This is a genomic window from Streptomyces sp. NBC_01089, from assembly GCF_045162975.1.
GTDB lineage: Bacteria > Actinomycetota > Actinomycetes > Streptomycetales > Streptomycetaceae > Streptomyces.
In genome coordinates this window covers 4,658,087-4,670,828 of the sequence record NZ_CP108660.1, presented here as the reverse complement: position 1 = coordinate 4,670,828, position 12,742 = coordinate 4,658,087, and the positions used below count along the sequence as shown (strand labels likewise).

The 12,742-nt window shown below is 71.3% G+C and carries 12 protein-coding genes and 1 riboswitch; of the genes, 6 read left to right on the top strand and 6 right to left on the bottom strand.

Annotation, left to right across the window (positions count from 1 at the left end):
* Positions 1–95 precede the first annotated feature (95 nt).
* Positions 96–371 (bottom strand): MoaD/ThiS family protein, encoded by a 276-nt coding sequence (locus OG510_RS20900; RefSeq protein WP_164262622.1) that lies wholly within the window; start codon positions 369–371, stop codon positions 96–98.
* Positions 372–456: 85 nt separating this feature from the next.
* Entirely contained in the window at positions 457–1,758 is a 1,302-nt protein-coding gene (thrC, locus tag OG510_RS20895) for a threonine synthase (RefSeq protein WP_164262620.1), read from the bottom strand.
* A 15-nt stretch (positions 1,759–1,773) separates the two neighbouring features.
* Positions 1,774–1,900: riboswitch (SAM riboswitch) on the bottom strand.
* A 156-nt stretch (positions 1,901–2,056) separates the two neighbouring features.
* Here thrC and OG510_RS20890 point away from each other — a divergent pair.
* The 3 genes from OG510_RS20890 to OG510_RS20880 all read left to right on the top strand — a co-directional run bounded on the left by OG510_RS20890 (position 2,057) and on the right by OG510_RS20880 (position 6,330).
* Entirely contained in the window at positions 2,057–3,001 is a 945-nt protein-coding gene (locus OG510_RS20890; protein ID WP_406138684.1) for a glucosyl-3-phosphoglycerate synthase, read from the top strand.
* Between the two features lie 371 nt (positions 3,002–3,372).
* The gene (locus OG510_RS20885; protein ID WP_406138683.1) at positions 3,373–4,833 is read left to right on the top strand and encodes an APC family permease; all 1,461 of its coding nucleotides are present in this window, start codon (positions 3,373–3,375) and stop codon (positions 4,831–4,833) included.
* A 75-nt stretch (positions 4,834–4,908) separates the two neighbouring features.
* The gene (locus tag OG510_RS20880; protein ID WP_406138681.1) at positions 4,909–6,330 is read left to right on the top strand and encodes a trehalose-6-phosphate synthase; all 1,422 of its coding nucleotides are present in this window, start codon (positions 4,909–4,911) and stop codon (positions 6,328–6,330) included.
* Positions 6,331–6,362: 32 nt separating this feature from the next.
* Here OG510_RS20880 and otsB read toward each other — a convergent pair whose 3' ends face one another.
* The 4 genes from otsB to OG510_RS20860 all read right to left on the bottom strand — a co-directional run bounded on the left by otsB (position 6,363) and on the right by OG510_RS20860 (position 9,276).
* Entirely contained in the window at positions 6,363–7,214 is an 852-nt protein-coding gene (gene otsB, locus OG510_RS20875) for a trehalose-phosphatase (protein WP_406138679.1), read from the bottom strand.
* Between the two features lie 67 nt (positions 7,215–7,281).
* On the bottom strand, positions 7,282–7,656 hold the full coding sequence (locus OG510_RS20870) for a VOC family protein (protein WP_406138677.1): 375 nt from the start codon (positions 7,654–7,656) through the stop codon (positions 7,282–7,284).
* A gap of 53 nt (positions 7,657–7,709) precedes the next feature.
* Positions 7,710–7,991, bottom strand: a complete 282-nt coding sequence (locus OG510_RS20865) for a DUF3263 domain-containing protein (RefSeq protein WP_406138676.1) — start codon at positions 7,989–7,991, stop codon at positions 7,710–7,712.
* A gap of 34 nt (positions 7,992–8,025) precedes the next feature.
* Complete coding sequence (locus OG510_RS20860) at positions 8,026–9,276, bottom strand: ABC transporter substrate-binding protein (RefSeq protein ID WP_406138675.1); 1,251 nt, start codon at positions 9,274–9,276, stop codon at positions 8,026–8,028.
* A 308-nt stretch (positions 9,277–9,584) separates the two neighbouring features.
* Here OG510_RS20860 and OG510_RS20855 point away from each other — a divergent pair, with 308 nt between their 5' ends.
* From OG510_RS20855 to OG510_RS20845, 3 genes are all read left to right on the top strand, one after another.
* On the top strand, positions 9,585–10,559 hold the full coding sequence (locus OG510_RS20855; protein ID WP_406138674.1) for an ROK family protein: 975 nt from the start codon (positions 9,585–9,587) through the stop codon (positions 10,557–10,559).
* Positions 10,559–11,713 carry an N-acetylglucosamine-6-phosphate deacetylase gene (gene nagA / locus OG510_RS20850; protein WP_406138673.1) on the top strand — a complete coding sequence of 385 codons (1,155 nt, stop codon included), beginning with the start codon at positions 10,559–10,561 and terminating at the stop codon, positions 11,711–11,713. Before OG510_RS20855 ends, nagA begins: the two co-directional genes overlap by 1 nt.
* Positions 11,714–11,812: 99 nt before the next feature.
* Positions 11,813–12,739 (top strand): 1-phosphofructokinase family hexose kinase, encoded by a 927-nt coding sequence (locus OG510_RS20845; protein ID WP_406142468.1) that lies wholly within the window; start codon positions 11,813–11,815, stop codon positions 12,737–12,739.
* Positions 12,740–12,742 lie beyond the last annotated feature (3 nt).

Sequence of the window (12,742 nt, the reverse complement as noted above, 5' to 3'; positions counted from 1 at the left end):
CCCCCTCCGCCTGGGGTGCGGAGAGGGCAATAGGCATAGCGGACAGCAGAGCGGCGAGTGCCCCGGAGGGCACGCCGCGGCGCCGGAGAGGGCGCTCAGCCGCCGGCGACGGCCGGGATGATGGAAATGCCCGCGCCGTCGGGCGTGGCCGTCTCCAGGCCCTGCTCGAAGCGCACGTCGTCGTCGTTCACGTACACGTTCACGAAGCGGCGCAGCTTGCCCTGGTCGTCCAGGACGCGGGCCGCGATGCCGGTGTGGTTCTTCTCCAGGTCGGCGATGACCTCGGAGAGGGTGCCGCCGTCGGCGGCGACCTCGGCCTGGCCGCCCGTGTAGGTGCGGAGGATGGTGGGGATACGGACCTTGACGCTCATGCGGATTGCCTTCCGGGGATGGGCAGCGGTGTCAGACGGTGGACGGCGGGCCGGCCGGTGGACGGGGCGGCCGGTGGACGGCGGGTCAGGCGCCCGTGGCCAGACCCGCCTCGCGGAACGCGTCCAGGGTCGGACGGATCGTCGCGGTCGGGCCGGACGTCGGGGCGACCGCGTCCAGGGTCTTGAGGCCGTCGCCCGTGTTCAGTACGACGGTGGTGAGGGACGGGTCGAGCAGACCGGCCTCGATGAGCTTCTTCGTGACGCCGACGGTCACACCGCCCGCGGTCTCGGCGAAGATGCCCTCGGTGCGGGCCAGCAGCTTGATCGCGTCGACGATCTGCGCGTCGTTGACGTCCTCGACGGCGCCGCCGGTGCGGCGGGCGATGTCCAGGACGTACGGGCCGTCCGCCGGGTTGCCGATCGCCAGGGACTTGGCGATCGTGTCCGGCTTCTGCGGCCGTACGACGTCGTGCCCGGCCTTGAACGCGGTGGAGACCGGCGAACAGCCCTCGGCCTGCGCGCCGAAGATCTTGTACGGCTTGTCCTCGACCAGGCCGAGCTTGATCAGCTCCTGGAGCCCCTTGTCGATCTTCGTGAGCTGGGAGCCGGAAGCGATCGGGATGACGATCTGGTCCGGCAGCTGCCAGCCGAGCTGCTCGCAGATCTCGTACGCCAGGGTCTTGGAGCCCTCGCCGTAGTACGGGCGGAGGTTGACGTTGACGAAGCCCCAGCCCTCACCGATCGGGTCGCCGATGAGCTCGGAGCAGAAGCGGTTGACGTCGTCGTAGTTGCCCTCGATGCCGACCAGTTCGCCGCCGTACACCGCGGCCATCACGACCTTGCCCTGCTCCAGGTCGTGCGGGATGAACACGCAGGAGCGGAAGCCGGCGCGGGCAGCGGCGGCGCCGACGGCACCGGCCAGGTTGCCCGTGGAGGAGCAGGAGAGCGTGGTGAAGCCGAAGGCGCGGGCGGCCTCGACGGCGATGGCGACGACACGGTCCTTGAAGGAGTGCGTCGGATTGCCGGAGTCGTCCTTGATGTGCAGCGCGCCGGTGACACCCAGCTCACGGGCGAGGTTGTCGGCCTTGACGAGCTTGGTGAAGCCCGGGTTCAGGTTGGGCTGGTCGGCCACACCGGCGGGGACGGGCAGCAGCGGGGCGTAGCGCCAGATGCTGTTCGGGCCGGCCTCGATGCGCTTCTTCAGCTCGTCGGGGGAGCCGCTCGGCAGGTCGTACGCCACTTCGAGCGGCCCGAAACAGGACGCGCAGGCGAAGAGGGGGCCGAGCGGGAAACGCTCGCCGCACTCACGGCACGAGAGGGCCGCCGCGGGGCCGAGATCGACGGTCCCGGTGGAGTCGTTGGTGCTGGTGATGGTCTGCACAGCCATGGTGGCGAGGTCCTCTCCTCATCTTCCTCGCGACGTACTTCGCCACGAGACGGAATTGGCACCTTCCCCACCATGACCTCGCGGTCGGCGGAAGGTTGCCGGGACTTCTACGGGCCGTTCCCTCAGTCCCTCTGGATGAGCGCTTATGACGCGGGCCTCGAGGCCCGGCGTGTTTGTCCGCGAGTGCTGACCCCGGCATGCCGTGGCCATTCGCGTTGTTCAAGACTGTAACCGAAGGCCGGGACGGTTGAGATAGTCGTCCGAACCGCGAGATGGCTCACAGTCAAGGAGACGCGCCGTGCTGGAAGAGGTGGACCGCTGGCTGACCAGGCGTTCCTGGTCGGCGGCCGACCGTCCGCTGGACCGGCTGACCGCCGCCAAGCGCGGCACGACCGTGAGTGTCGTCCTGCCGGCGCTCAACGAGGAGGCGACGGTCGGGGCGATCGTCGAGACCATCCGGCGGGAGCTGATGGACACCCTGCCGGTGCCGCTCGTCGACGAGCTGGTGGTGATCGACTCCGGCTCCGCCGACCGTACGGCCGAGGCAGCGGCGGCCGCCGGGGCGCGGGTCGTGCACCGGGACGAGATCCTGCCGCGGATCCCGGCCGTGCCGGGCAAGGGCGAAGTGCTGTGGCGTTCGCTGCTGGTGACCGGCGGCGACATCGTCTGCTTCGTGGACGCGGACCTGCGGGAGTTCTCCGCGGACTTCGTCTCCGGGATCGTCGGACCGCTGCTGACCGACCCCGACGTGCAGTTCGTGAAGGCCATGTACGACCGGCCGCTCGGCGAGGCGGCCGGCCAGGGCGGGCGGGTGACCGAGCTGGTGGCGCGGCCGCTGCTCAATCTGCACTGGCCGCAGCTGGCCGGATTCGTCCAGCCGCTGGGCGGCGAGTACGCGGTGCGGCGCTCGCTGCTCGAACAGCTGCCGTTCCCGGTCGGTTACGGCGTCGAGCTGGGCCTGCTCGTCGACGCGCTGCACACGGTGGGGCTCGACGCGCTGGCGCAGGTCGACGTGGGCTCGCGCAAACACCGCCACCAGGACGGGCTGGCGCTGGGGCGGATGGCGGCGGCGATCTACCGCACGGCGCAGCTGCGGCTTTCGCGGGGGCAGCTGGTGCGGCCCGCGCTGACGCAGTTCGAGCGCGGGGCCGGCGGGTTCGTACCGAGGACGTACGCGGTGGACACCGAGGAGCGGCCCCCGATGCGGAGCGTCGGCGAGTACGCGGCACGGCGGGCGGCCTGACCGGAATCCGTACGCGCAAGCCGTCCATGGATGCCGCCATGGATGCCGCCCATGTGTGCCGTCCATGGAAAGGTTTTGGCCATCGCCGGCGCGAGAATCCGAACCTGGCTTTGATCCGCGATATCCGTGCAGTCACCGCACTCTGAACGGTAATGAGCACCGCAATGCCGTAAACAAACGACGGATTTCGTTGCGGTGATGCTTTAACGAACCCTTGACGGAAATCCCCGTCGGGAGTTGTATTCGGTCACCGGAGCGGCGTGGACGTCCTCGCGGTCCACCCCGCATGTGCGGCACCCGTCGGTGAATCCCCGAAGGTGCCTCCCCCTCATGCCGCCAGCCTCATGCCGCCAGCACCGATGGGACAACGGATGACCCATACGCCCGACACGACCGTTGCCGCGCCCCCCGGGGAGCCGGAAGCCGACACCCGTGCCGTGACGGCGGGGGAAGCCCCCACGCTCACCCGGTCCATCGGGGTGGTGGGAGGCACGCTGCTCACGCTCTCCTGTCTGACCCCGGCATCGTCGCTCTTCGTGATCGTGCCGGACTCGTTCGCCACCCTGGGCACCGGGACGGCCCTCACCATCGCCATCGCGGGTGTGCTCTGTATCGGTGTCGCGTTCACCTACTCCGAGCTGGGCACGCTCATCCCCAGCTCCGGTGGCGAGTACGCCATGGTCGGCACCCTCATGGGGCGGCTCGCCGGATGGCTGGTCTTCATCCTCTCGCTGATCGTCGTCATGATCGTGCCGCCCATCATCGCGCTGGGCACCGCCGACTATCTGGCGCCGATCGTGCATCTGAACCCGCAGTACACGGCGGCCGGCGTGATGCTGCTCGCCACCGCGATGGGCCTGCTCGACCTGCGGGCCAACGCCTGGATCACCGGCATCTTCCTGGTCCTGGAGGTGGTGGCCTGCGCGGTCGTCGCCTTCCTCGGCTTCACCCACACCAGCCGGTCCGCCTCCGTGCTCGTGCACCCCGTGATGGACGCGGGGCACGGCCACAGCTCGGCCGTCACCGCCGGTCTGATCGTCACCGGTCTCGCCACCGCGCTCTTCATCCTCCAGGGCTTCTCGACGGCCGTGTATCTGGCCGAGGAGATGGACAACCCGCGCCGCAACGTCTCCCGCACCGTGCTGTGGACGCTCGGCATCGGCGCGGCCGTCGTACTGATCCCGGTGGTCGCGATCACGCTCGGCGCCCCGGACCTCAGGACGCTCGCCGCCGGTGATGTGGCGGGCATGGTGCAGACCTGGAGCAACTCGGGCGTCGGCACGTTCGTCAGCCTCTGCATCGCCCTCGCGATCATCAACGCGGCGATCGTGATGGTCATCCAGAACTCCCGCGTCGTCTACTCGTCGGCGCGCGACGCGGCCTGGCCGACCGCCGCCAACCGCGTCCTGTCCCACATCGGCAAGCGCTACAACTCCCCCTGGGCGGCGACGCTGGCCGTCGGCGTGCCCGGAGCGGTCCTGTGCTTCGTCAATCTGGACACGCTGAGCGATGTCACCGGTGTCGCGGTGGCCGCGATGTACGTCTTCGTCGCGCTCGGCGCGCTGGTGTCGCGGCGCGGAGAGCACAAGCACCGGCTGGCCTGGCGCATGCCGCTGTGGCCCGCGGTGCCCGCGCTGCTGGTCGTCGTGCTGGCCTGGGTGCTGTACCAGCAGAGCGCCAAGAGCCTGGTCATCACCGGCATCATCGTGATCGCGGCCGCCGCGTACTGGGCGCTCTACCTCAGGCCCCGGCAGGACACGCACTGGGTGATCTCCGTGCCCGAGGACGAGCGCGCCCCGACGGTGGACGAGATCCCCGCGCCGCTGCGCTGACTGCCGCCGCTCCCCCCGTCCCCCGCCGCGTCGCCCGCACGTTTGAGCGTCCGCGGCACGGGCTAAGTTCGCGTCATGGCCTCTCCGCACGCCGCCCGCGTCCTCGTCGCCTCCAACCGGGGCCCCGTCTCGTACACCCTCCGCGACGACGGTGAACTCACCTCGAAGCGCGGCGGCGGCGGTCTCGTCTCCGGGCTCTCCGCCGTCGAGGGCAACGCCGAGTCGCTCTGGGTCTGTGCCGCGCTCGGCGACGGCGACCGGGCCGCCGTGCGGCGCGGGGTCGCCGAGGACGGGGTACGGATGCTCGACATCGACCCCGAGGTGCACGCCGACGCGTACAACGGCATCGCGAACTCCGTGCTGTGGTTCGTCCACCACATGCTCTACCAGACCCCGCTGGAGCCGGTCTTCGACGCGGAGTTCCGGCGCCGCTGGGACGCGTTCCGCACGTACAACCGGGCCTTCGCCGACGCCCTGGCCGCGGAGGCAGCCGACGGGGCCGCCGTGCTGGTCCAGGACTACCACCTGGCCCTGGTGCCGGGGATGCTGCGCGAACTCCGCCCCGACCTGCGGATCGCGCACTTCTCGCACACCCCGTGGGCGCCCCCCGAGTACTTCCGGCTGCTGCCCGACGACGTCGGCGCCGAGCTGCTGCGCGGCATCCTGGGCGCCGACCGGGCCGGATTCCTGACCCGGCGCTGGGCCGACGCCTTCACCGCCTGCTGTACGGAGGTCATCGGCGGCACCGGGGACAGCACTGTGATCTCGGTGCACGGCCTCGGCGCCGACGCGGACTTCCTCCGGAAGCGGTCCCACGAGCCCGATGTGGACGAGCGGATGGCCGCGCTGCGCGAACGGATCGGCGGCGGCACGGGCGAGGGGCCCGACGGCCGCCGGAAAACGATCGTCCGGGTGGACAGGACCGAGCTCTCCAAGAACATCGTGCGCGGGCTGCTCGCCTACCGGGAGCTGCTCGACACCCGGCCCGAGTGGCGCGGCCGGGTGGTGCACATGGCGTTCGCCTACCCCTCGCGGCAGGACCTCGCGGTCTACCGCGACTACATGGCCGAGGTGAGCCGGGTCGCCGACGAGATCAACTCCCGTTACGCCACCGCGGACTGGACCCCGGTCGCGCTCTACCTCAAGGACGACTTCGCCCGCTCGCTCGGCGCGTACCGGCTCGCGGACGTCGCCCTGGTCAATCCGATCCGCGACGGTATGAACCTGGTCGCCAAGGAGGTCCCGGTGGTGACCGACCGCGGCTGCGCGCTGGTGCTCTCGCGGGAGGCCGGGGCGTACGAGGAGCTGGGCGGGGACGCGATCGCCGTGAACCCGTACGACGTGAGCGCCACCGCCGCCGCGCTGCACGAGGCACTGACCATGCCGGACGCCGAACGCGCGGAGCGCAGCGAGCGACTGGCCGCCGCGGCGACGGCGCTCCCGCCGCAGCAGTGGTTCCTGGACCAGCTGAACGCGCTGGGGCCGGCAGCCGGGTAGCCGTTACGCCCTGGCCACGTCGGCGGAAGCCGTTACGCCGTGACCGCGTCGGCGAGCGCCGCGAGCAGGGCGACCACCGCGCCAGGACCCGGCACCACCAGGTCGGCGCGGGCGGCCAGTTCGGGCACCTCGTCGCCGCCGCTGCACACCAGAAGCCCCGGCACACCCTGTGCGCGGAGTGCGTCGACGGCGTCGTAGGCGGGCAGGTCCCCGAGGTCGTCCCCGGCGTAGAGGACGGCCCCGGCGCCCGACTCCCGTACGTACGCGGTCAGCGCCACGCCCTTGTCGACGCCGGGCGGGCGCAGTTCGAGGACCATCCGGCCCGGCTCCACGATCAGTCCGTGCCGGGCGGCCAGCGCGGCCAGCGGGGCGCGCAGGGCATCGAAGGCGGCTTCGGGGTCGGCGGCGCGGCGGGTGTGGACCGCGACGGCCCGGCCGCCCTTCTCCTCGATCCAGGTGCCGTGTCCTGCGCTCTCCGCGTCCAGCAGCGCGGGGAGTTCGGCGCGGGCGGCCGCGACGCCGGGGTGCGGGGCGGGGGCGTCGACCGTACCGGTGGCGGCGTCCCAGCGCTCCGCGCCGTAGTGGCCGAGCACGACCAGATGTTCGAGCCCCGCGACGCCGGCGAAGCCCCCGTACCGCACGGCCACATCGGCCGGACGCCCGGTGACGACCGCGACGGAGGCGATCACCGGCGCGAGCGCGACGAGTGCGGGGACGGTGCCCGGGTGGGCGCGGGCCTGTTCCGGGTCGGGGACGATATCGGCGAGGGTGCCGTCGAAGTCGAGGGCCACGACGGCTTTCCGCGGCCGGGCCAGAAAGGCCGCGAGGCCGTCACGGCCCGCGGCGGTGGCGGGGGTCGGCAGGGTGTTCGGTGAGCTGCCCATGGGGCGACCCTAGCGCCGCGGCACCAGCATGCCGGCAGCCCCTGCGGGAACGGACCGCCACACTCTGTCAGGCACCCGGAAGGAAGAGGCAGAACGGGTGGCCGTGCGGGTCCCGCAGAACCCGGACGTCCTGCTCGGGCTGGTGCTCCTCCAGCGTCGCACCCAGGGCGAGGGCACGCTCGGTCTCCGCCTCCAGGTCGTCGACCTGCACGTCCAAGTGCCCCTGCATCTGCTGCGTTCCGGGGCGCTGGGGCCACACCGGTGGCGTGTGGTCGGTTTCCAGCTGGAAGCTGAGCGACGGACGTTCCCGTTCCGGAGCCCGCAGCCGGACCCACTCCGGCCGGCGATCGACTTCCTGCCACCCCAGCAGGGCCCGGTAGAAGTCGGCCAGGGCAGGAGGATCGGGCGTACCGAGCACAAAGGCACCGAGCGTCGTCGTCATCCCTCCAGCTTGCCCACGGCCACCGCCCCACGCATCCGCGGGGACAGGACCCGTCAGCGCCGTTCGCGGCGGGCCGCGCGGACCCGGCGCAGGCGGTTGACCGTCACCGGGTCGTGGGCCAGGGCGGCCTCGTCGTCCAGCAGGGCGTTGAGGAGCTGGTAGTAGCGGACCGGTGAGATGCCGAGCTGTTCTCTGATCGCCCGCTCCTTGGCGCCGGTGCCCGGCCAGGAGCGGCGCTCCAGCGCGAGCACGGCACGGTCACGCTCGGGGAGCGCGGGGCCGGGGTCCCCGGGGGGCGTGTCATCGTGCGCGTCGTCGCCAGTCACGCCAGTCATATGAGCCAACGTACTGGGGAGCCCGGCGGCCGGGCTACTCCGCGCTCTGCGCGGACGCCGCCTCGCTCTGGATCTGGTTCAGGACGCTCGCCGGGTTGCCGCCCGGCTCCACCGCCTTGCCGATCCCCTTCTTCATGTCGTCGCTCACCATCGACCAGGACGTGTTGCCGACCGGCGGCAGCTGCGAGTTGGGCAGCTCGTCCAGGAAGGTCTTGAGCGACTTGTGGTGCGGGTCGTCCGCCAGCGTGCCGGAGGCCGATGTGGTGGTGGGCAGCAGGTTGTACTGGCGGGTGAGGTCGAGGACGTTCTTGTCGCTGAAGACGTCGTCGAGGAACGCGCCGATCTGGGTGCGGTGGCCGTTCTGCTTGAAGCCCATGATCCAGTCGGCCACGCCCATGGTCGCCTTGGTCGGGCCGCTGATACCCGGCATCGGGACCATGCCGACCTTGATGCCCTTCTCGGCGGCCTGCTGCACCAGCTGCGGATGGCCGTTGAGCATGCCGACCTGCCCCTTGGTGAAGGCCGCGTACGCCTGCCTGCGGTCGAACCTGGCCGGCGCGACAGGACCGGTGAGCCCCGCGCCGACCAGATCGTTCTTCAGCCAGTTGAAGGTCTTGACGTTCTGCGCCGAGTCGATCGTGTACGTACCGACGCCGTCGGTGAGCCCGCCGTCGCCGCTGAGCAGCCACTGTGTCGCCTCGACCTGCGCCTCCTCGGTGCCGAGCGGGAGGGCGTACGGGTACTTCACGCCCTGCGCCTTGAGCGCCTCGGCGTCGGACTTGAGGTCCGCCCAGGTCTTGGGCGCCTTGAGGCCGGCGTTCGAGAACATCTTCTCGTTGTAGAAGAGCAGCCGGGTGGAGGCGACGAACGGCATCCCGTACTGCACCCGGTCCTGCTCGCCCGCGTCCGAGAGCGAGGTGAGGAAATTGGACTGGACCCCGATGGAGAGCAGGTCGTCCGCGCTGTAGAGCTTGCCCTGGTCCGCGTAGTCGGCGTACGAGTCGAGCTGGGCTATGTCGGGCGCGTGGCCCGACTTGACCAGCTCGGCGACCTTCGCGTCGATGACCTTCCAGGAGTAGACGGAGACGTCGACCTTGATGTGCGGGTTCTTCGCCTCGAACGCGGCGGCGAGCTTGTCCCAGTACTGCTGGTTGCTCGGGCCGTCGTTCGGGTCGTAGTTGGCAGCGACGACTTTCAGGGTGACGTCACCTGATCCGCCGTCCGATCCGCAACCGGAGAGCACCGCCGTCATACCGAGCGCGGCAACCGCCGCAGTAAGCCCCAAGAAGCGCCGCCGCACAGCCCTTTTCCCACCCTCTGTTGCACTATGTTCCAGCCGGTCCCCCGTGCCGTACCGTCGCACGTGGCTGCGATTTTCCCTTACGGCCATCCGGCGGTCCACAGCAATCCGGTCTCGCTTCGGCAACACGGGCCACTGAGGCACCGGGTGGAGCACCGGCCGGGGCGGCGGGTGGCGCACCGCGGCGCCGGGCCCGTTCCTTGCCCGGATCTTTGCCCGGACTTTGTATGGATGCGCAACAATCCAACAGAGTGGACTAGACCTTTTTCGGTTATCCGAGCCACACTGTCCGGGTGACTGCATTCTCCCGGGGAACCACCCCCGGTCTCCCGGCCGAAAACCATGTCATCGCCCTCGACGTGGGCGGCACCGGCATGAAAGCCGCCCTGGTCGGGGCGGACGGCACCCTGCTCCACGAGGCGCGCAGGGCCACCGGCCGGGAGCGCGGCCCCGAGGCGGTCGTCGCCTCGATCCTCGACTTCGCCGCCGAGCTGCGCGCCTACGGCGAGGAGCACTTCGGCCGGACCGCGTCGGCCGCGGGAGTGGCCGTCCCCGGCATCATCGACGCCGAGAACGGCGTCGCGGTCTACGCCTCCAACCTCGGCTGGCGCGACGTCCCGATGCGCAAGCTGCTCAGCGCCCGGCTGCACGGCATCCCGGTGGCGCTCGGCCACGACGTCCGCACGGGCGGGCTCGCCGAAGGCCGGATCGGGGCGGGCAAGGGCGCCGACCGCTTCCTCTTCATGCCGCTCGGCACCGGCATCGCGGGCGCCATCGGCATCGAGGGCTCCATCGAGGCGGGCGCCCACGGCTACGCCGGGGAGATCGGCCACATCGTCGTACGCCCCGGCGGCGTCGACTGCGGCTGCGGGCAGCGCGGCTGCCTCGAACGGTACGCGTCCGCCTCCGCCGTATCGCTGGCCTGGGCCGAGGCCGCGGGCGACCCGGAAGCCGACGCGGCCGACTGCGCCAAGGCCGTCGAGTCCGGCGACCCGAGAGCCGTCGCCGTCTGGCAGAACGCCGTGGACGCGCTCGCCGACGGTCTTGTCACCGCGCTCACCCTGCTCGACCCGCGCACCCTGATCATCGGTGGCGGGCTCGCCGAGGCCGGGGAAACGTTGTTCGTACCACTCAAGGCAGCGGTGGAGGAACGCGTGACGTTCCAGAAGCTGCCCCTCATCGTCCCGGCGGCCCTCGGGGACACCGCTGGATGCCTGGGCGCAGGGCTGCTCGCCTGGGATCTTCTCTCCACGGAGGTATCCGCCTGATGGCCGGAAGCGAAGCAAGCACAGTCCTCTCCGGCGCCCGCGTGGTGCTGCCGACCGGGACCGTCGACGGCGGCCGGGTCATCGTGGAGGGCTCGCGCATCGCGGGGAGCGCTCCCGAGGACGCCCGGGTCGTCGACCTCACGGGCCACTGGGTGGTCCCCGGGTTCGTCGACATGCATGTGCACGGCGGCGGCGGTGCGTCCTTCACCTCCGGCACCCCCGACGAGGTGCTCAAGGGCATCGACACCCACCGGCGGCACGGCACGACGACGATGGTCGCGTCGACCGTCACCGGCGAGATGGACTTCCTGGCCGGACGGGCCGCGGTCCTGTCCGAGCTGGTCGAGCAGGGCGACCTGGCCGGCCTCCACTTCGAGGGTCCGTTCATCTCGCCGTGCCGCAAGGGCGCGCACAGCGCGTCGCTGCTGCGCGACCCCGACCCGTCCGACGTCCGCAAGCTGATGGACGCGGCGCGCGGTACGGCGAAGATGTTCACCCTGGCCACCGAGATGAAGGGCGGCATCGACTCCGTACGTCTGCTGGCGGAGAACGGTGTCATCGCGGCCGTCGGCCACACCGACGCCACCTACGAGCAGACCGTCGAGGCCATCGAGGCCGGCGCGAGCGTCGCCACCCACCTCTACAACGCGATGCCGCCGTTCGGCCACCGCGACCCCGGGCCCATCGCCGCGCTCCTGGAGGACGAGCGGGTCACCGTCGAGCTGATCAACGACGGCACACATCTGCACCCGGCCGCGCTGGAGCTGGCGTACCGCTCGGCGGGCCCTGCGCGCGTCGCCTTCATCACCGACGCGATGGACGCCGCCGGCTTCGGCGACGGCGTCTATCTGCTCGGCCCGCTGGAGGTCGAGGTCAAGGAGGGCGTCGCCCGGCTGGTCGAAGGCGGCTCGATCGCGGGCTCCACGCTCACCCTGGACACGGCCTTCCGGCGTGCGGTGACGGTCGACAAGCTGCCGGTCGACGACGTCGTACGGTCCATCTCGGCCAACCCCGCGCGGCTGCTCGGCCTGTACGACAGGATCGGCTCCCTGGAGCCGGGCAAGGACGCGGACCTGGTGGTCCTGGACGCCGACTTCGCCCTCACCGGAGTGATGCGCAAGGGCGCCTGGGTGATCGAACCGACGCGAAACTAAGCAGTTTCGAGCAGAACTGAGCAGAATTTCTGCTTTTACTGACGGAGAGTGGTGGTCCAGGGGTGGGCCTGCCGCTCTCCGTTTGGCATGATCAATCAAGTGCTGCTGACCGTCACCCTGAACACCGCCCTGGACATCACCTACCACGTCCCCGCGCTGATCCCGCACGCCAGTCACCGAGTCGAGTCGGTCACCGAGCGCGCGGGCGGCAAGGGCCTGAACGTGGCCCGGGTGCTCGCGGCACTCGGCCACGAGACCGTCGTCACCGGCTTCGCCGGCGGGACGACCGGCGGGGTGCTCCGCGAGCTGCTCGCCGGGCTGCCGCCCACCGACGCGCTCGTCCCGGTCGCCGGGACCACCCGGCGCACCATCGCCGTGGTCGACGCCTCGTCCGGTGACACCACCCAGCTCAACGAGCCGGGCCCGACCGTCTCGGCCGACGAGTGGGACACCTTCCTCACCTCGTACGGGAGACTGCTGGCCGACGCCGAAGCGGTGGCCCTCTGCGGCAGCCTGCCGCCCGGCGTCCCGGTCGGCGCCTACGCCCAGCTGGTGAAGCAGGCACGCGGCGCCGGCGTCCCGGTCCTCCTGGACACCAGCGGCGAACCGCTGCGCCGGGGCATCGCGGCCCGCCCCGACCTGGTCAAGCCGAACGCCGACGAACTGGCCCAGCTCACCGGCTCCCGCGAGCCGCTGCGCGCCACCCACGACGCCCGCCGCCGCGGCGCGCACACGGTGGTCGCCTCACTGGGCGCCGATGGCATGCTCGCCGCGTCCCCCGAAGGCAGCTGGCAGGCCCTGCCGCCGGCCCGCTTCCAGGGCAACCCCACGGGCGCGGGCGACTCGGCGGTGGCCGGACTGCTCTCCGGCCTGGTGGAGCGGCTCCCGTGGCCCGACCGGCTGGCCAGGGCGGTGGCGCTCTCGGCGGCCACGGTGCTGGCGCCCGCCGCGGGCGAGTTCGACCGGAAAGCGTACGAGGACCTGCTTCCGCAGGTCCTCGTCACCGAGCGGATACCGTCGGTGTAACGC

Coding starts and splice junctions, on each gene's coding strand:
- OG510_RS20900 (WP_164262622.1), bottom strand. CDS start 371: ATGAGCGTCAAGGTCCGTATCCCCACCATCCTCCGCACCTACACGGGC.
- thrC (WP_164262620.1), bottom strand. CDS start 1,758: ATGGCTGTGCAGACCATCACCAGCACCAACGACTCCACCGGGACCGTC.
- OG510_RS20885 (WP_406138683.1), top strand. CDS start 3,373: ATGACCCATACGCCCGACACGACCGTTGCCGCGCCCCCCGGGGAGCCG.
- OG510_RS20880 (WP_406138681.1), top strand. CDS start 4,909: ATGGCCTCTCCGCACGCCGCCCGCGTCCTCGTCGCCTCCAACCGGGGC.
- otsB (WP_406138679.1), bottom strand. CDS start 7,214: ATGGGCAGCTCACCGAACACCCTGCCGACCCCCGCCACCGCCGCGGGC.
- OG510_RS20870 (WP_406138677.1), bottom strand. CDS start 7,656: ATGACGACGACGCTCGGTGCCTTTGTGCTCGGTACGCCCGATCCTCCT.
- OG510_RS20865 (WP_406138676.1), bottom strand. CDS start 7,991: ATGACTGGCGTGACTGGCGACGACGCGCACGATGACACGCCCCCCGGG.
- nagA (WP_406138673.1), top strand. CDS start 10,559: ATGGCCGGAAGCGAAGCAAGCACAGTCCTCTCCGGCGCCCGCGTGGTG.